This is a genomic window from Streptomyces sp. NPDC101166 (assembly GCF_044768125.1).
Classification (GTDB): domain Bacteria; phylum Actinomycetota; class Actinomycetes; order Streptomycetales; family Streptomycetaceae; genus Streptomyces.
This window is the reverse complement of record NZ_JBIWPF010000008.1, coordinates 82,198-99,888: the sequence shown is the minus strand read 5'-3', so window position 1 is coordinate 99,888 and position 17,691 is coordinate 82,198. Positions and strand designations below refer to the sequence as shown.

The 17,691-nt window shown below is 71.5% G+C and carries 13 protein-coding genes; 4 read left to right on the top strand and 9 right to left on the bottom strand.

Annotated features, from left to right (window positions below; genetic code table 11):
- Window positions 1-2: 2 nt before the first annotated feature.
- Together ACIRS4_RS16420 and ACIRS4_RS16415 are read right to left on the bottom strand one after the other, a co-directional pair.
- A complete protein-coding gene (locus ACIRS4_RS16420) occupies window positions 3-644 on the bottom strand; it encodes a ScbR family autoregulator-binding transcription factor (RefSeq protein ID WP_404195716.1) in 642 nt (213 codons plus the stop codon).
- Between the two features lie 90 nt (window positions 645-734).
- Window positions 735-1,466, bottom strand: a complete 732-nt coding sequence (locus ACIRS4_RS16415; protein WP_404195713.1) for a response regulator transcription factor — start codon at window positions 1,464-1,466, stop codon at window positions 735-737.
- Between the two features lie 398 nt (window positions 1,467-1,864).
- Between ACIRS4_RS16415 and ACIRS4_RS16410 the strand changes: the two genes are divergently transcribed.
- Window positions 1,865-2,830: a ScbA/BarX family gamma-butyrolactone biosynthesis protein gene (locus tag ACIRS4_RS16410; RefSeq protein WP_404195710.1), complete on the top strand. Its 966-nt coding sequence runs from the start codon at window positions 1,865-1,867 to the stop codon at window positions 2,828-2,830.
- A gap of 51 nt (window positions 2,831-2,881) precedes the next feature.
- Here the strand turns inward: ACIRS4_RS16410 and ACIRS4_RS16405 are convergent, their stop codons facing one another.
- Complete coding sequence (locus ACIRS4_RS16405; protein ID WP_404195708.1) at window positions 2,882-3,487, bottom strand: TetR/AcrR family transcriptional regulator; 606 nt, start codon at window positions 3,485-3,487, stop codon at window positions 2,882-2,884.
- A 111-nt stretch (window positions 3,488-3,598) separates the two neighbouring features.
- Between ACIRS4_RS16405 and ACIRS4_RS16400 the strand changes: the two genes are divergently transcribed.
- Complete coding sequence (locus ACIRS4_RS16400; RefSeq protein WP_404195705.1) at window positions 3,599-5,104, top strand: MFS transporter; 1,506 nt, start codon at window positions 3,599-3,601, stop codon at window positions 5,102-5,104.
- 66 nt (window positions 5,105-5,170) lie between these two features.
- Here ACIRS4_RS16400 and serA read toward each other — a convergent pair whose 3' ends face one another.
- The 6 genes from serA to ACIRS4_RS16370 form a co-directional block, all read right to left on the bottom strand.
- Complete coding sequence (serA, locus tag ACIRS4_RS16395) at window positions 5,171-6,760, bottom strand: phosphoglycerate dehydrogenase (protein WP_404195702.1); 1,590 nt, start codon at window positions 6,758-6,760, stop codon at window positions 5,171-5,173.
- A gap of 229 nt (window positions 6,761-6,989) precedes the next feature.
- On the bottom strand, window positions 6,990-7,988 hold the full coding sequence (ilvC, locus tag ACIRS4_RS16390; RefSeq protein WP_404195699.1) for a ketol-acid reductoisomerase: 999 nt from the start codon (window positions 7,986-7,988) through the stop codon (window positions 6,990-6,992).
- A 117-nt stretch (window positions 7,989-8,105) separates the two neighbouring features.
- Window positions 8,106-8,630, bottom strand: a complete 525-nt coding sequence (gene ilvN / locus ACIRS4_RS16385) for an acetolactate synthase small subunit (RefSeq protein WP_130443246.1) — start codon at window positions 8,628-8,630, stop codon at window positions 8,106-8,108.
- 20 nt (window positions 8,631-8,650) lie between these two features.
- On the bottom strand, window positions 8,651-10,498 hold the full coding sequence (locus ACIRS4_RS16380; RefSeq protein WP_404195696.1) for an acetolactate synthase large subunit: 1,848 nt from the start codon (window positions 10,496-10,498) through the stop codon (window positions 8,651-8,653).
- Between the two features lie 233 nt (window positions 10,499-10,731).
- The gene (locus tag ACIRS4_RS16375; protein WP_404196145.1) at window positions 10,732-13,743 is read right to left on the bottom strand and encodes a putative bifunctional diguanylate cyclase/phosphodiesterase; all 3,012 of its coding nucleotides are present in this window, start codon (window positions 13,741-13,743) and stop codon (window positions 10,732-10,734) included.
- A 329-nt stretch (window positions 13,744-14,072) separates the two neighbouring features.
- A complete protein-coding gene (locus ACIRS4_RS16370) occupies window positions 14,073-15,050 on the bottom strand; it encodes a 2-hydroxyacid dehydrogenase (protein ID WP_404195693.1) in 978 nt (325 codons plus the stop codon).
- 76 nt (window positions 15,051-15,126) lie between these two features.
- Here ACIRS4_RS16370 and ACIRS4_RS16365 point away from each other — a divergent pair, with 76 nt between their 5' ends.
- Complete coding sequence (locus ACIRS4_RS16365) at window positions 15,127-16,125, top strand: aldo/keto reductase (RefSeq protein ID WP_404196143.1); 999 nt, start codon at window positions 15,127-15,129, stop codon at window positions 16,123-16,125.
- Between the two features lie 351 nt (window positions 16,126-16,476).
- Window positions 16,477-17,688 carry a PQQ-dependent sugar dehydrogenase gene (locus ACIRS4_RS16360; protein WP_404195690.1) on the top strand — a complete coding sequence of 404 codons (1,212 nt, stop codon included), beginning with the start codon at window positions 16,477-16,479 and terminating at the stop codon, window positions 17,686-17,688.
- Window positions 17,689-17,691 lie beyond the last annotated feature (3 nt).

Genomic DNA, 17,691 nt, shown 5'->3' with positions numbered 1-17,691 from the left:
GCTCAGGACTCCTGAGCCGTGTGATCCTCGCCCGCCGCCCCGGGCAGGGCGCTCGTACGCAGACGGGGCAGCATGCCCGGGGCGGCGAGCCCCGGCAGCACGAGCCGCCACAGCGCCGCGATCCGGGCGGGCAGGTCCCGCCGGTTGCTGTAGGCCTGCGACATGACCTGCAGACCGGTGAACGCGCCGACCACGGTCGAGGCGACCTCCGCCAGATCGGCCCCCGGCAGCAGCTCCCCCTGCTTCTCGGCCTGCCGCAGCAGATCCTCGATCACCGTGATCGACTGGTTGTAGGGCGTCTGCGCCGAGGTCGCGAAGGACGACTGCTCGACGGCCAGTCGCACGCTGGCCCGCAACACCGCGTCCGTCTGGAGCCGTTGGGAGAACTGCAGGGTCAGATCGATGACCGCCTGGAGCTTCACCGGCTGGTCCGGGACCAGCAGCGCCTCGCTCTGCGCCTCCACCAGCGCGGTCGCGATCGCTTCCTTCGACGGGAAGTGGTGGTACAGCGCGCCTCGGGTCAGGCCGGCTCGGGCGAGAATCTCGTTCGTGCTCGCCGCGTCGTAACCGCGCTCGCCGAACACGTCCGCGGCGGCCTCCAGGATCGAGCGTCTCGACCTGATACCTCGCTCCTGCTGGGCCATCACGGGGTCCTCGCTCCTCCTCGGAAACATACCAACTTGTCTGCATTGTATTCGCCCGCGCCTGGTCCTCGCGTCCCCCGTGCCGCACGCTCAGCCCCTGCCCAGCCGAAAACCGACCCCCCGGACCGTGACGATCCACTGGCTCGAACCGAGCTTGCTGCGCAGACTGCTGACATGGGTGTCGATGGTGCGTCCCCGCCGGGACCACTCGTCGTCCCACACCTCGCTCAGCAACTGGCGGCGCGAAACCGTGGTGCCGGGCTGCGAGGCCAGCAGATACAGCAGGTCGAACTCCTTCGGCGTGAGGTCGACCCGCCGCCCCTCCAGCAGGAGTTCGCGCGCCTCGGCGTCGATCCGCAGCGCTCCGTGGGTGATGACCGGCGCCGCCTGCCGGGGGCGGGCCCGGCGCATCACCGCCTCCATCCGGGCCAGCAACTCCCTCAGTCCATAGGGTTTGACGACATAGTCGTCGCACCCGGCCTGGAGTCCGAGCACCCGGTCGAGTTCGGCGCCGCGGGTCGTCACGGTGATGATCGGGACGTCACCGGTGGCGCGCATCCGGCGGCACACCTCCAGTCCGTCCAGGTCCGGCAGGTCCAGATCGAGGAGGACCAGGTCCGCCCCGCGGTGATCCCGCAAGGCCGCGGCGGCGGTGACCACACCGGTCGCCCGGTAGCCGTGCCGGCGCAGCTCCTGCACCAGGTCCTCGGCGGTCGACGCGTCACTCTCCACGACGAGAACCCTCAGCGCCCACCCCCCGTCCGGCCTCGTGTCCGCTGCTCCGATGCCCGGTCTGGCTGAATCCAGGACCTGCCGACTCATTCCGCACCCTCCCCGAGGCACGCCACATCGAACTGCTGAGCGTTGACCTCACGGGAAGTTACCAGGCAAGTCTGTTGGTTTGTCAACGCGGTCCCGACGGGCCTGTCGCACGGGGAAGCCGACAGTCGACCCTTCGAACAGGCAGGGAAGCTCCGCGCACACAAGCCTTTTCGCCTGGTTTCGCCGGACATAGAGAGCCCTTTCACCCAAGGCGCGCCTGGCGGGGCGCAAAAGATCAGGTGCGCGAAACCGACAAGGCGTCTGTTCGTTGATCAGATTTTTACTTTGAAACAGGCAGACCTGTCTGTATGTTGATGAGGCACGCGTTCCATCAGTGACGGGGGGTCCGGACGCGCGTCCTGGCCGACCCCTGTCCCCCCGACAGACAGGAGTTGCCGATGCTGAGCACAGCCGAAGCCCCCCTCGCCCACCGGGCTCCGGCGGGGAGCCCGCTACTGACCACCACCGTCCCGCGCGGGTACGTGCACCGGGCTTCCGTGGCGGAGGTGTTCCTCACCGACTGGAAGCCCGAGCGGATCGATCCCTCGGACCCGGCCGGCTCGTTCGACTCCTTCCTGGTGCAGGCCCAATGGCCGCGCAGCCACGCGCTGTTCGCCCCCGTCGCGGGCCATCAGGACCCGCTGCTGCTGGTGGAGTCGATCCGGCAGACCGGGAGCCTGCTGTCCCACGCCGAGTACGGGGTGCCCTTCGGCCACCAGTTCCTGATGTGGGACATGTCCTTCACCGCCGCCCCCTCGGCGTTCGAGGCCGGCTCCGCACCCACCGACGTCGAACTGCGCACGGTGTGCCGGGACATCGCCCGCCGGGGCGACACCATCGCGGGCATGCGCTACGAGGTCTGCGTCCGGCGCGACGGACTGGTGGTGGCGACCGGCGGCGCGAGGTTCAGCTGCACCAGCCCCGCCGCCCACAGACGGCTGCGCGAGGGGCGCCCGACCACGACCGACCGCGCCCTTCCGCCGCCGATCGCCCCGGCCGCCGTGGGACACGCCAACCCCCGGGACGTGGTGCTGGCCGCCCCGGCGGCTCCCCACGAGGCCCGCTGGGAGCTGCGGGTCGACGCCGGCCACCCCGTCTTCTTCGACCACCCCGTGGACCACGTCCCCGGCATGGTGCTGATCGAGGCCGCGCGCCAGGCCGGCCGCGCCGCGACCCGCCAGCCGCGCGCCCTTCTGCTCGGCCTGCGGAGCGAGTTCACGCGCTACGCCGAACTCGACGCCCCGTGCTGGATAGAGGCGCAGGTCGACGACCCCGACGCCGAGGACCTGCGCGTGCGGGTGCGCGGGGTCCAGCGGGGCGAGACGGTGTTCACCGCCGACCTGCTGCTGCGTCCGACCGTCTGACGCCTCGCGCACCGCCCACGACGTGAGACGCCGCCCCCTCGGCGCGCCGTTTCAGAACCCTGCGGCGCCTTCGGCCGCCCGCACCCCGGCGACCGCCTGACGCATCCCCTCGGTGAGCCGGCCGGCGTCGGGGGCGGTCGCCGGGTCGAAGTTCCACTGGGCGATGAGGCCCGTCATCAGGGTCACGCAGAAAGCGCCGAGGGTGTCCGCGGTCTCGTCGGAGACGTCCTCCTCGCGTCCGCCCATGAGCAGCGGCACGAGACCGCGCCCCGCCTCCCGCTGGGCCCGCGCCAGATGGTCGCGCACCTCGGGCATCTGGTCGCCCATGACCAGGGCCTCCATGCCCAGCCGCCAGATCGAGCCGGGCTCCCGCATGGTGCCGATGACGTTCGACCAGAGCGCCTCGAAACGCTCCAGCGAGCCCGGCTCGCCGGGAAGGCTTCCCTCGCCGCCGCCGCCCTCGAAGGCCGGGCCCATCTCCTCCACCAGCGTCACGTAGGCCTGCGCGAGCAGCGCGTCCTTCGAGCCGTAGTGGTAGCCGATCGAGGCCAGATTGGTCCCCGACTCCTTGACGATGTCGCGCGCCGTGGTCCGCGCGAACCCCTTGCGCACCAGGCAGCGCTTGGCGCCTTCGAGCAGATCCTCACGGTGTCCCATGCGGACCAGCGTACCGCCCGGTCCATACGCCCGTCCTAGACGGAGGTTTTACACGGGCGTTTTATACAAGCGTCCTAGACACTTGTTTAATACGGCCGTACAGTCCTCGGCATGACGAACCCGACGCACACCTCGGCGGGCCCCCGTGCGGGGCGCCGCGAATGGACCGCCCTCGGCGTCCTGATGCTTCCGCTGCTCCTGGTCTCGATGGACGTCTCGGTCCTCTACTTCGCCGTCCCGGCCATCAGCGCCGACCTGGAGCCGAGCGGCGCCCAGCAACTGTGGATCTTCGACGTGTACGGGTTCGTCCTGGCCGGCCTGCTCATGACCATGGGCTCGCTGGGCGACCGGTTCGGCCGCCGCCGGCTGCTGCTGGTCGGCGCGGCCGCCTTCGGCGCCGCCTCCCTGGTGGCGGCATACGCCGACAGCGCCGAGACTCTCATCGCCGCCCGTGCGGTCCTCGGCATCGGCGGCGCCACGCTGATGCCGTCGACGATGGCCCTGGTGCGCACGATGTTCACCGACCCCGTCCAGCGCGCCAAGGCGATCGGCCTGTGGTCGGGCGTGATGACGGCGGGGGTCGCGCTCGGCTCCGTGATGAGCGGGTTGCTGGTCGAGTACTTCTGGTGGGGCTCGGTCTTCCTGGTCAATCTGCCCGCGATGGTCCTGCTCCTGGTCCTCGGCCCGGTGCTGCTGCCGGAGTCCCGCGACCCCGCCCCCGGCCGCTTCGACCTGCCGAGCGTCCCGCTGTCGATGGCCGCCGTGCTGCCCGTGATCTACGGCCTGAAGGAGATCGCCGTCGAGGGCCCGCACGCCGAGTACATCGTCTCGATCACCGTGGGCCTGCTCTTCGCGGCCCTCTTCGTCCACCGCCAGCGCACGGCGGAATCACCGATGATCTCCCCCGCGCTGTTCCGCGGCCCCGGTTTCGCGCCCGCCGTCGTCCTCAACCTCGTCGCCTCGTTCGGCATGATGGGATCGGCGTACTTCACCACGCAGTACCTGCAGTCGGTCCTCGGCAAGAGCGCGCTGGAGGCGGCCCTGTGGGCGCTGCTGCCCTCGGTGCCGATCGGCGTGACCGCCCCGCTGGCCACCTCCCTGGTCCAGAAGGGGGTCAACCGGGCCTACGTCGTCACGGCGGGCTTCGCGATCGCCGCGGCCGGCTACGCCCTGCTGACGCTCGCCGGCACCGCCTCGATGTGGCTCGTGCTGGTCGCCTGCGGGGTCCTCGCCTCCGGGATGGTCGTGGTCGTCTCCCAGATGACGGACCTGGCGCTGGGGGCCGCCCCCGCCGAGCGGGCCGGCTCGGCCTCCTCCCTGCTGGAGACCGGCGCCGAGTTCGGCGGCGCCCTCGGGATGGCCGTCCTCGGCTCCATAGGCACCGCCGTCTACCGCCACGACGTCCCGGCCTCGGCGCCGGCCGCGGCCCGGGAGACCCTGGGCGGGGCGCTCGCGATCGCCGACCGCCTTCCGGGGCGCGCGGGAGACGCCCTGGCGACGGCCGCGCGGGAGGCGTTCACCAGCGGGATGCAGGGTGCGGCGGTCGCGGCGGCGGTGCTGCTGGCGGGATCGGCGGTGGCGGCCTCCATGACGCTGCGGAGCATTCGCGTGAAGTGACGTGGAACGGACGAGCGCCGGGCGGGCTGACCGATGTCAGCCCGCCCGGCGCTCATGTGCACCGCTTCAGACGAGGTTCACGGAACGCGCGGACGTCGCGCCGATCTCCTCCGCCACCTCGGCCAGCACGGCCGCGGTGACCGTGTCGTCCACGGTCAGGACGGCCAGCGCCTCGCCGCCCACCGTGGCGCGGGCGACCTGCATGCCGGCGATGTTGATGCCCGCCTCGCCGAGGATGCGGCCGACGGTGCCGACGACACCGGGACGGTCCTCGTAGCGCAGGACGACCATGTGGTCGGCGAGCGCGAGGTCCACGTCGTACTCGCCGACGGCGACGATCTTCTGGAGATGCTTGGGGCCGGCCAGCGTGCCGGAGACCGACACCTCCTCGCCGCTGCCGAGCGTGCCGCGCACGGTGACGACGTTGCGGTGGTCGGCCGACTCCGAGCTGGTCGTCAGCCGCACCTCGACACCGCGTTCCTGAGCGAACAGCGGGGCGTTGACGTAGGACACCGTCTCGTCGACGACGTCCTCGAAGACGCCCTTGAGGGCGGACAGCTCCAGCACCTTCACGTCGTGCTGGGTGATCTCGCCGTACACCTCGACGTCGAGGCGGACCGCGACCTCGCCCGCGAGCGCGGTGAAGATGCGGCCGAGGCGCTCGGCGAGCGGCAGACCCGGCTTGACGTCCTCGGCGATGACGCCGCCCTGGACGTTCACCGCGTCCGGCACGAGCTCGCCGGCGAGGGCGAGGCGCACGGACTTGGCGACGGCGATGCCGGCCTTCTCCTGGGCCTCGTCGGTGGAGGCGCCCAGGTGCGGCGTGGCGACGACCTGGTCGAACTCGAACAGCGGCGAGTCGGTGCAGGGCTCCTTGGCGTACACGTCGAGGCCGGCGCCGGCGACCCGGCCCTCCTTGAGCGCCGAGTACAGCGCCTCCTCGTCGACGATGCCGCCGCGCGCGGCGTTGACGACGCGCACGCCCGGCTTGACCTTGCGCAGCGCCTCGTCGCCGATGAGGCCGACCGTCTCGGGCGTCTTCGGCAGGTGGACGGTGATGAAGTCGGAGACCTCGAGCAGCTCGTCCAGCGTCAGCACCTTGACGCCCATCTGCGCGGCCCGCGCGGGCTGTACGTAGGGGTCGTAGGCGACGACCTTCATGCCGAACGCGGACATCCGCTGGGCGACGAGCGCGCCGATGCGGCCGAGACCGACGACGCCGAGGGTCTTCTCGGCGAGCTCCACGCCCGTGTACTTGCTGCGCTTCCACTCGGCGTTCTTCAGCGCGGCGTTGGCCTGCGGGATGTTGCGGGCGGTGGCGAGGATCAGACCGCAGGCCAGCTCGGCGGCGGTCACGATGTTGGAGGTGGGGGCGTTGACGACCATCACGCCGGCCTTGGTGGCGGCGGAGACGTCGACGTTGTCCAGGCCGACGCCCGCGCGGGCGACGACCTTCAACTTGCGCGCGGCGGCGATCGCCTCGGCGTCGACCTTGGTGGCCGAGCGGATCAGGATCGCGTCGACGTCGGCGATGGCCGGGAGCAGCTCTGCCCGGTCCGCTCCGTTGCAGTGCCGGATCTCGAAGTCCGGCCCGAGTGCGTCGACAGTGGCGGGCGACAGCTCTTCAGCGATGAGTACGACGGGTTTCGAGCTCACGTGAGTCCTCACAAGTCCAAGGCGTGCGGACGGCCGTCCCGACGGCCGCATGCGGTGGAGGGTGGCTTGCCGCGGAAGACGCACGACGCTGTGGGCCTGACGCGTGTTGTTCAGCAGTCTAGTGGCGTGACCGGAGGTGTCTCACGCCCCTGCGAAAGGATCACCCGTCCGTGGCAGGACGGTATGGCCAAGGGGGCCGGAGCAGTCGCTCCGGCCCCTCGGTGGAAGCTTACGCCTCCTCGTCGACCCAGCTCATCAGCTTGCGCAGCTGCTTGCCGGTGGTCTCCAGCAGGTGCTCGGAGTCCTGGTTCTTGTACTCGTCGTACTTCTTGAGGCCGCCGTGGTACTCGTCCATCCAGTTCTGGGCGAACGTGCCGTCCTGGATCTCGGCGAGGACCTGCTTCATCTCCGCCTTGGTGGCGTCGGTGATGATGCGCGGGCCGGTGACGTAGTCGCCCCACTCGGCGGTCTCGGAGACGCTCCAGCGCATCTTCTCCAGGCCGCCCTCGTACATGAGGTCCACGATCAGCTTCAGCTCGTGCAGGCACTCGAAGTAGGCGATCTCCGGCTGGTAGCCGGCCTCGACCAGGGTCTCGAAGCCCGCCTTGACCAGGGCCGAGGTGCCACCGCAGAGCACGGCCTGCTCACCGAACAGGTCGGTCTCGGTCTCCTCGGTGAAGGTCGTCTTGATGACGCCGGCGCGGGTGCCGCCGATCGCCTTGGCGTAGGACAGGGCCAGGTCGAAGGCGTTGCCCGTGGCGTCCTGCTCGACGGCGGCGATCGCGGGGACGCCGCGGCCTTCCTCGTACTGGCGGCGCACCAGGTGGCCCGGGCCCTTGGGAGCGACCAGGGCGACGTCCACGCCGGCCGGGGGCTTGATGAAGCCGAAGCGGACGTTGAAGCCGTGGGCGAAGAACAGCGCGTCGCCGTCCTCCAGGTTCGGGGCGATGGACGCCTCGTAGACCTGGGCCTGGATCGGGTCCGGGATGAGGATCATGATGACGTCGGCCTCGGCGGCGGCCTCGGCGGGGGTCACCACGCGCAGGCCCTGCTCCTCGGCCTTCGCCTTGGACTTGGAGCCCTCGTGCAGACCGACCCGCACGTCGACACCGGAGTCACGGAGCGACAGGGCGTGGGCGTGGCCCTGGCTGCCGTAGCCGATGACCGCGACCTTGCGGCCCTGGATGATGGACAGGTCGGCGTCAGCGTCGTAGAACAGCTCGGCCACTTGGATTCTCTCCTTGAATGCAGATGATGCGTCCCACCGTATGACGGCGGGCGGAAGGGAAGTCTCGGGGTCTCGGTATACGGGCGGCCGATGTCACCCGGCCGCCCGTATCGGTCGTCAGGCCGACCGGTCGAGTGCGCGCAGCGACCGGTCGGTGATCGACCGGGCGCCCCGTCCGATCGCGATCGTGCCGGACTGGACCAGTTCCTTGATGCCGTACGGTTCCAGCATCTTGAGCATGGCGGACAGCTTGTCGCTGCTGCCGGTGGCCTCGATGGTCACGGCCTCCGGGGAGACGTCCACGGTCTTGGCGCGGAAGAGCTGGACGATCTCGACGATCTGGGAACGCGTCTCGTTGTCGGCGCGCACCTTCACCAGAACGAGTTCACGCTGAACCGCCTGCGAGGGGTCCAGCTCGACGATCTTCAGCACGTTGACGAGCTTGTTGAGCTGCTTGGTCACCTGCTCGAGCGGCAGGTCGTCGACGCTCACCACGATGGTGATGCGGGAGATGTCGGGATGCTCGGTGACGCCGACCGCGAGCGAGTCGATGTTGAAGCCGCGGCGGGAGAACAGGGCGGCGATCCGGGCGAGGATGCCCGGGGTGTTCTCCACCAGGACGGAGAGCGTGTGCTTGGACATGTCTCTTGGGTCTTCCTCGCTCAGTCGTCTTCGTTGTCGCCGAAGTCGGGGCGGACGTCCCGGGCGGCCATGATCTCGTCGTTGGAGGTGCCGGCGGCGACCATCGGCCACACCATCGCGTCCTCGTGGACGATGAAGTCGACGACGACCGGGCGGTCGTTGACCGAGTTCGCCTCCTCGATGACCTTGTCGAGGTCGTCCGGGGACTCGCAGCGGATCGCGTAGCAGCCCATCGCCTCCGACAGCTTCACGAAGTCGGGGACGCGGGTGCCGCGGGCCTCCGGGTTCACGTCGCCCGGGCCGGAGTGCAGCACCGTGTTGGAGTAGCGCTGGTTGTAGAACAGGGTCTGCCACTGGCGGACCATGCCGAGCGCGCCGTTGTTGATGACCGCGACCTTGATCGGGATGCCGTTCAGGGCGCAGGTGGTGAGTTCCTGGTTGGTCATCTGGAAGCAGCCGTCGCCGTCGATCGCCCAGACGGTCTTCGACGGGGCGCCGGCCTTGGCGCCCATCGCGGCCGGAACCGCGTAGCCCATCGTCCCGGCGCCGCCGGAGTTCAGCCAGGTGGCCGGCTTGTCGTACTGGATGAAGTGGGCGGCCCACATCTGGTGCTGGCCGACGCCGGCCGCGAAGACCGTGCCCTCCGGGGCGAGTTGACCGATGCGCTCGATGACCTGCTGCGGGGACAGCGAGCCGTCCGCGGGCTGGTCGTAGCCGAGCGGGTAGGTCTCGCGCCAGCGGGACAGGTCCTTCCACCAAGCGCTGTAGTCGCCCCGCTGGCCCTCGCTGTGCTCCTTCTGCACCGCCTGGATGAGGTCGGCGATGACCTCGCGCGCGTCCCCGACGATCGGCACGTCGGCTTCGCGGTTCTTGCCGATCTCCGCCGGGTCGATGTCCGCGTGGACGATCTTGGCGAACGGGGCGAAGCTGTCGAGCTTGCCGGTGACCCGGTCGTCGAAGCGGGCGCCCAGGGCGATGATCAGGTCGGCCTTCTGCAGACCGGTGACGGCGGCCACCGAACCGTGCATGCCGGGCATGCCCAGGTGCTGCGGGTGGCTGTCGGGGAACGCCCCCAGCGCCATCAGCGTGGTGGTGACGGGCGCGCCGGTCAGCTCCGCGAGGACCTTCAGCTCGGCGGTGGCGCCGGACTTGAGGACCCCGCCGCCGACGTAGAGGATCGGCCGCTTGGCGGCGGTGATCAGCTTGGCGGCCTCGCGGATCTGCTTGGCGTGCGGCTTGGTGACGGGCCGGTAGCCGGGCAGATCCATGGTGGGCGGCCAGGAGAAGGTCGTCCGCGCCTGGAGGGCGTCCTTGGCGATGTCGACCAGAACGGGGCCCGGGCGGCCGGTGGAGGCGATGTGGAAGGCCTGCGCGATGACCCGCGGGATGTCCTCGGCCTTGGTGACCAGGAAGTTGTGCTTGGTGATCGGCATGGTGATGCCGACGATGTCCGCCTCCTGGAAGGCGTCGGTGCCGATGGCCTTGGAGGCGACCTGGCCGGTGATCGCGACCAGCGGCACGGAGTCCATGTGGGCGTCCGCGATGGGGGTCACCAGGTTGGTGGCGCCGGGGCCGGAGGTGGCCATGCAGACGCCGACCTTGCCGGTGGCCTGCGCGTAGCCGGTGGCCGCGTGGCCGGCGCCCTGCTCGTGACGGACCAGGACGTGGCGCACCCGGGTCGAGTCCATCAGCGGGTCGTAGGCGGGGAGGATCGCACCGCCGGGAATGCCGAATACCGTGTCGGCGCCGACCTCCTCGAGGGAGCGGATGAGGGACTGCGCGCCCGTCACGTTCTCGACGGAAGCGGAGTGTCCTCCGGATCGGGGCCGGGGCTGCGGGTGACTGGCCCCGGTGGCCTGCTCGGTCATCGGCATTCTCTTCTCGATGCTGAGGGTTTTTGCGTTGTTTGTACGGAGTGCGAATGCTGCCTGTGCAACAAAAAACCCCTCGTGCCAAAAGGCAAGCGAGGGGAGCGCGCCGGGTGGGGTCGCTGGGAGTTCCGGGTCCGTCCGGAACGTCACCAACTTCAGCCGACGCGCTTTCCAAGTACGAGAATTCGGGTGCGCATGGCACTGACCCTCCCCCCGGCGCGCACCGACTGTCAAGTGGGTGGGACATGGGTCTCATTATGTGAGCGTAAGGGCGTCCCGCCCAGGACGGCGGCGATGCCGCTGGTGTACGTCGCCGTCCCGCCGCCCGCGAACGCGGGTTCGACGGGTCCGTGCGGCACCGGGTAGTCGCCGCGACCGAGGGCCCGGCGCAGCCGGTACTCGTCGAGCGGCCCGGAGAACGCCATCCCCTGCCCGTGCGTACAGCCCATCGCACGCAGGGCGACGACCTGTTCGGGAAGGTCCACTCCCTCGGCCACGGACTGGAGCCCGAGGTCGCCCGCGATCCGCAGCAGCCCGCTGGTGATCTTGTGCAGCCGGGCGGACTCGACGACGCCCTCCACCAGCCCGCGGTCCAGCTTGAGCACGTCGACGGGCAGCCGGCGCAGGGCCGTTATGGCCACGCAGCCGCCGAAGCCATCCAGCGCGATCCGCACGCCGAGCCGGCGCAGGGCGCCCAGCCGGCGCTCCAGGTCGTCCAGCGGCACCCGGGAGTCGATGTCGGACAGCTCTATCACCAGTGATCCGGGCGGCAGCCCGTGCCGGGTCAGCAGGGCCTCGACGGAGCCCAGCGGCATCGAGCGGTCCAGCAGGCGACGGGCGCCCACCCGCACGACCACCGGCAGATTCAGCCCGTCGGCCGCCCGGTCGGCGGCCTGGGCGACGGCCTCCTCCAGCGTCCAGCGGCCCAGTTCGGCGGTCTTGTCGCTGTCGTCGGCGTCCTGCGAGACCCGCAGGAACTCCGCGGGGGTGAACAGCACGCCTTGGGAGGACCGCCAGCGCGCCTGGGCGGCGACCGACGCGATCCGGCCGTCCTCCAGCCGCACCACCGGCTGGTGCAGCAGGGCGAACTCGCCGTCGTGCAGGGCGGCCCGCAGCCGCGTGGCCAGCTCCGCCTTGCGGACGACGTCCTGCTGCATCTGCGGCTTGTACAGCTCGACCCGGCCCTTGCCGCCCGCCTTGGCCCGGTACATCGCGAGGTCGGCGTTGCGCAGCAGTTCGCCGGCGCCGAGCCCGGTCTCGGCGAAGGCGACGCCGATGGAGGCGGCCACCCTGACCTCGCTGCCGTCGATGAGGTACGGCTGCGACAGCGTGACTCTCAGCCGGTCGGCGAGGTCCACGATGTGACCCTCGCGCGCGGAGCGGTCGCGGGTGCCGTCCCCGACGATGAGCGCCGCGAACTCGTCCCCGCCGAGCCGGGAGGCGGTGTCGCCCTGGCGGACGGAGTCCTGGAGCCTGCGGGCGGCCTGGACGAGCAGCTCGTCCCCCGCCTGGTGGCCGATGGTGTCGTTGACGGCCTTGAAGCCGTCGAGGTCGATGAAGAGGACGGCGGTGTTGCGCAGGGCGATGCCCCGGTCGGAGCTGCGGCGGCCGGAGAGCGCCTGCCGCACGCGCCGGGTGAACAGCGCCCGGTTGGGCAGGTCGGTGAGCGGGTCGTGCTCGGCGTTGTGCTGGAGCTGCGCCTGCAGGCGCACCCGTTCGGTGACGTCCCTGCTGTTGAAGATCAGGCCGCCCTGATGGCGGTTGACGGTCGACTCGACGTTGAGCCAGCCTCCGTCGCCGGAGCGGAAGCGGCACTCGATACGGGTCGTGGGTTCGTCCTGCGGGCTGGCGGCGAGGAAGCGGCGCACCTCGTGCACCACGCAGCCCAGGTCCTCCGGGTGGATGAGGTGGGCCAGTTCGGTGCCGACCAGATCCTCCGCGGACCGTCCGTAGACGCCGGCGGCGGCCGGGGAGACGTAGCGCAGGATGCCGCTGGGCGCGGCGATCATGATGACGTCGCTGGAGCCCTGCACCAGGGAGCGGAAGTAGTTCTCCTTCTGGGCCAGCTCCTGGGTGAGGGTGATGTTGTCGAGCAGCATGATGCCCTGGCGCACCACGAGGGCCAGCACGACGGCGCCGCCGGTCAGGAGGACCACGCGGTCGACGCTGCGGCCGTTGAGGACGTTGTAGAGGATGCCCAGGGTGCACACGGCGGCCGCGAGGTAGGGCGTGAGGGCGGCGAGGGAGCCGGTGATGGGACGGGTGCCGGGGTAGCGGGCCTGCTCGCCCGGCGACTGCGGCCGGGGGGCGCGCCGCGGGGGCGCGGCGACGACCGTGCGCCGGCCGGGCAGGTGCTCGTGCACCACCCGTGTGTGCCCGTCCTCGCCGCGGCGGTGCTGCCGCTCCGCGGCCCAGGGGGCGTAGGCGAGCAGCAGCGAGCCCGCGAACCAGCCCGCGTCGAGGAGTTGGCCCGAGCGGTAGGAGTGGTGCAGCAGCGGCGAGGTGAACAGGGCGTCGCACATGACGGTCAGCGCGAGGGCGCCGACGGCGGTGTTGACCGCCGTGCGGTTGACCGGCGAGCGCCGGAAGTGGAGCACCAGCACCATGCTGACGAGGGCGATGTCGAGCAGCGGGTAGGCCAGGGACAGCGCGGCGTGCGCCACGCTGGGCCCGTCGAGCCGCGCCGCCTGGGCGAGCGCGAGGCTCCAGGAGAGGGTGAGCAGCGAGCCGGCGATCAGCCAGGCGTCGAGCGCGAGGCAGACCCAGCCGGCCTTGGTGACGGGGCGGGCGGCCAGCACCAGCAGGCCCACGATCGCGGGCGGCGCGAAGCACAGGAAGAACAGGTCGGCGAAGCTGGGGCTGGGCACGGGCCGGTTCAGCACGACCTCGTACCAGCCCCAGATCAGGTTGCCGAGGGCGGCCATCGTCGAGGAGAGCCCGAACAGCAGCCAGGCGGGCCGGAAGCGGACGCGGCGGTTGCGCGCGTAGAGGAAGCAGGACACCGCCGCCGTCCCGGCCGCGGCGGCGAGGCCGAAGTCGCCCATGACCAGGGCGGTCCGGTCGGATCCCCAGCCGCACGCGGAGCCGACGGCGTATCCCGCGCACACCAGGGCCAGCACCAGTTGACGGACCGCTCCCGGTTTGTGACCGCAGGACGGCGGCTCGGACGGCGACGCACCCGGCGCCGGGTGCGCGCGCGGCGCTCCGTCGAGGAGGGGGGTGGAGGTCGGCGGCGAACTCACCGTGGCCTCCCGGTCGGTGCCCGGTGACCGGCGGGGCCGCCGCGTCGTCGGCGCGTGGCCGCGTGGCAGGGCCGTCGGCGGCCGCTCCACCGCGTCGGATCGTTCGTCCATTGGCCGTGCATCGCCCGTCGCCCCCCTCACAGTCTGGAATGTGCGTCCCCGGCGCCGAACGGTGCACGGCGCAGCCCCTGTCCGGACGATACACCAGTCTCGTCACTCAGGGACATAGTTCCTCTACGCTCAGTGACGACCAGCGGCGACGTGCGCACGTACCGCGCCCGCGGGACTGCGGAGGGTGCCCGAACCGGAGCGCCCGTGTGCCGCGGCCGTCACGTCTCGTCCGTGGCGCCCGTCGTGAGGATCACGTTGCGCAGCGGCTCCTGGTTCACGAATCGTCCCAACTGGTCCGCCAACAGCCTTTTGGCGCGCGGCAGGAACGCGGACGTGGGGCCGCCGACGTGCGGGCTGATCAGGACGCCCGGCGACCGCCACAGCGGGTGGCCCGGGGGCAGCGGCTCGGGGTCGGTGACGTCCAGGGCGGCGCTGAGCCGGCCGCTCTCCACCTCGGCGAGCAGGGCCTTGGTGTCGACGACCGCGCCACGGGCCACGTTGACGAGGAGGGCGCCGTCCTTCATACGGGCGAGGAAGTCTCCGTCCACCAGGCCGCGGGTGGTGTCGTTGAGGGGCGTCGAGAGGATGACGACGTCCGCTTCGGGGAGGAGGGCGGGCAGATCGGTGAAGGGGTGCACCGGGCCGCGCTCCGTGGTGCGCGCGGAGCGCGCGACGCGCGCCACCCGCGCCACCTCGAAGGGCGCGAGCCGGTCCTCGATCGCCTCGCCGATGGCCCCGTAGCCGACGACGAGGACGTTCTTGTCGGCGAGCGCCGGATGGAACTCGCTGCGCCACACGCCCTGTTCCTGCGCGCGCACGAACTGCGGGATCCCGCGCAGGGAGGCCAGGGTCAGGGTGAGGGCGAGCTCCGCGGTGCTGGCCTCGTGCACCCCGCGCGCGTTGCACAGCCGCACCCCCGGCACGAGGTCGGACAGCCGCGCGGTGATGTCGTCGACGCCCGCGGTGAGGGTCTGCACGACCTGGAGGCGGCGCATCTCGCGCAGGGGCCGCACCTTGACCGGCTGACGCTTCATGTACGGCACCACGTACAGGACGCAGTCCGCGGGATCGCCGGGGAACTCCTGGTCGCCGGCGTCGCCGCCGTCCCAGAAGAGGTAGCGGGGGCCCTCGGGGAGGCCGTCGACCTCGTCGGGCGGGATGGGCAGCCAGACGTCGCGGGGTGTGTCCGTAGTCATGGTCAGGAGGCTATGTGAGGCACGCGCGCGTGCAGAGGTTAGGTTGGTGGACCAGGACAGGGAGGGTCACGAGCAGGTGGAGCGCAGGACGATCGGCGCGGCGGCGCTCGCGGTGGGGGCCGTCGGACTCGGGTGCATGCCGATGAGCTGGGCTTACAGCGGGTCGCGGCAGCGGGGCGACGAGTCGCTGAGGGCATTGCACCGGGCACTGGATCTGGGCGCCTCCCTTCTGGACACGGCCGACATGTACGGCCCCTTCACCAACGAGCTGTTGGTGGGGCGGGTGTTGAAGGAGCGGCGCGCGGACGCGTTCGTGTCGACGAAGGTCGGGCTGCTGGTCGGCGAGCAGCACATCGTGGCCAACGGCCGTCCCGGGTACGTGAGAAGAGCCTGTGACGCCTCGCTGCGGCGGCTGCAGACGGACGTCATCGACCTCTACCAGTTGCACCGCGCCGACCCCGAGGTTCCCGTGGAGGAGACCTGGGGCGCGATGGCGGAGCTCGTACAGGCGGGCAAGGTACGGGCGTTGGGGTTGTGCGCGGTGGGCGCGCGGGGCGGCCGGCGGTCGGGCGGGCGGCTCTACGACGCGACGATCCGGCAGTTGCGGCGGGTGCAGCAGGTCTTCCCGGTGAGCGCGGTGGAGGCGGAGCTTTCGGTGTGGTCGCCGGAGGCGCTGGACGCCCTGCTGCCGTGGTGCGAGGCGCGCGGGGTGGGCTTCCTCGCGGCGATGCCGCTGGGCAACGGCTTCCTCACCGGGACGCTGACCCCGGGGCAGGGCTTCGAGCCGGACGACATGCGGGCCCGGCATCCCCGGTTCACCGCCGAGATGATGGCCGCGAACCAGCCGATCGTCGCCGGCCTGCGGCGGGTGGCCGCGCGGCACGGCGAGTCGGTGACGGCGGCGCAGGTGGCGCTGGCGTGGGTGCTGGCCCAGGGCCGGAACGTGATCCCGGTGCCGGGGACCAAGCAGGAGCGCTGGGTCACGCAGAACACCGCGGCGTGCGGGCTGCGGCTGGCCGCACGCGATCTGGCCGAGGTGTCCGCGCTGCCGGCGGCGCGGGTGTCGTGGGAGTGAGGGACGCTCCGCTGGTGGTGCCGGGAAGCCTGTGCTGCCGCACCGGGACCGACATGACCAGGTCGGCGCCTGCACTCTGGCGCGGCGCCGTGGTGGCTGGTCGCGCAGTTCCCCGCGCCCCTTTCCCGGACTGCCCCACCGGGGCCGAATCGCCCCGGTCGACGCCTGGCTTCGTGCGCGACACCGTCGTGCCTCGTCGCGCAGTTCCCCGCGCCCCTGCCCCGGACTGCCCCACCGGGGCCGAATCGCCCCGGTCGACGCCTGGCTTCGTGCGCGGTCGCCCGCGCTCCTTCCCTGGGCATGCCTGCGTCGGGTTTCGGTGATCGGGAACTCGGGCGGGGCGAGAGGTGTATGACAGGGAGAAGGTGCTGTGACCGTCGTGCCGAAGGGACCAAGATCGTGCAGCGTCGAGCAGTGACGGCCGTGGCGGCCGCGAGTGCGCTCCTGTTGGCGGCCGGCTGCTCCTCCGACGGCGGAGGGGCGCCCGGCGGTGCCGCGAGGCCGTCCGCCGCGCCCACGTCCGCGGCGTCCTCACCCGCGCAGTCCCCCGCCGAAGCGGCCCCGCCCGCGAAGGGCACCGTCACGGTGGTGCGCACGGTGGCCGAGGGGCTGAACAGCCCCTGGGGCCTCGCCCCGCTCCCCGAGGGCGGTCTGCTGGTCGCCTCCCGCGACGAGGGGACGATCACCCGGGTCGACGAGGCGACGGGGAAGAAGACCCTGCTGGGCGAGGTGCCGGGGGTCTCGGCGGCCGGCGAGGGCGGTCTGCTCGGCCTCGCCCTCTCCCCCGACTACGCGGCGGACCACATGGTCTACGCGTACTTCACCTCCGCCTCGGACAACCGCGTCGTCCGCATGCTGTACGACGCCCGGCGGCCCGCCGGCGAGCAGTTGGGCGCGCCCGACACGGTGTTCAAGGGCATACCCAAGGGCATGATCCACAACGGCGGCCGGATCGCCTTCGGCCCGGACCGGATGCTCTACGCGGGCACGGGCGAGACCGGCGACGTGGGGCTGGCCCAGAACAAGGAGTCCCTGGGCGGCAAGATCCTCCGGCTGACCCCGGACGGAGAGCCGGCGCCCGGCAACCCGTTCCCGGACTCCCCCGTGTACTCGTACGGGCACCGCAATGTGCAGGGCCTCGCCTGGGACTCGAAGCAGCGCCTGTTCGCTGCGGAGTTCGGCCAGAAGACATGGGACGAGCTGAACGCGATCACGCCGGGCGGCGACTACGGCTGGCCCGAGGTCGAGGGGAGGTCGGACGACCCGGCGTACCGCAACCCCCTCGCCCAGTGGAGCACCGACGAGGCCTCCCCCAGCGGCATCGCCTACGCCAAGGGCTCGATCTGGATGGCGGGCCTGCGCGGGAAGCGGCTGTGGCGCGTCCCGCTGAAGGGCACGCAGGCGTCGGCGGACCCCCAGGCCTTCCTGGAGGGCGAGTACGGCCGGCTGCGCACGGTGGTCGCGGCCGGCGGCGACAAGCTCTGGGTCACCACCAGCAACACGGACGGCCGGGGCGCGCCCAAGGAGGGCGACGACCGAATACTGGAGCTCCGGGTGAGCTGAAGC

Coding starts and splice junctions, on each gene's coding strand:
- ACIRS4_RS16420 (WP_404195716.1), bottom strand. CDS start 644: ATGGCCCAGCAGGAGCGAGGTATCAGGTCGAGACGCTCGATCCTGGAG.
- ACIRS4_RS16415 (WP_404195713.1), bottom strand. CDS start 1,466: ATGAGTCGGCAGGTCCTGGATTCAGCCAGACCGGGCATCGGAGCAGCG.
- ACIRS4_RS16410 (WP_404195710.1), top strand. CDS start 1,865: ATGCTGAGCACAGCCGAAGCCCCCCTCGCCCACCGGGCTCCGGCGGGG.
- ACIRS4_RS16405 (WP_404195708.1), bottom strand. CDS start 3,487: ATGGGACACCGTGAGGATCTGCTCGAAGGCGCCAAGCGCTGCCTGGTG.
- ACIRS4_RS16400 (WP_404195705.1), top strand. CDS start 3,599: ATGACGAACCCGACGCACACCTCGGCGGGCCCCCGTGCGGGGCGCCGC.
- ilvN (WP_130443246.1), bottom strand. CDS start 8,630: ATGTCCAAGCACACGCTCTCCGTCCTGGTGGAGAACACCCCGGGCATC.
- ACIRS4_RS16380 (WP_404195696.1), bottom strand. CDS start 10,498: ATGACCGAGCAGGCCACCGGGGCCAGTCACCCGCAGCCCCGGCCCCGA.
- ACIRS4_RS16370 (WP_404195693.1), bottom strand. CDS start 15,050: ATGACTACGGACACACCCCGCGACGTCTGGCTGCCCATCCCGCCCGAC.
- ACIRS4_RS16360 (WP_404195690.1), top strand. CDS start 16,477: ATGACAGGGAGAAGGTGCTGTGACCGTCGTGCCGAAGGGACCAAGATC.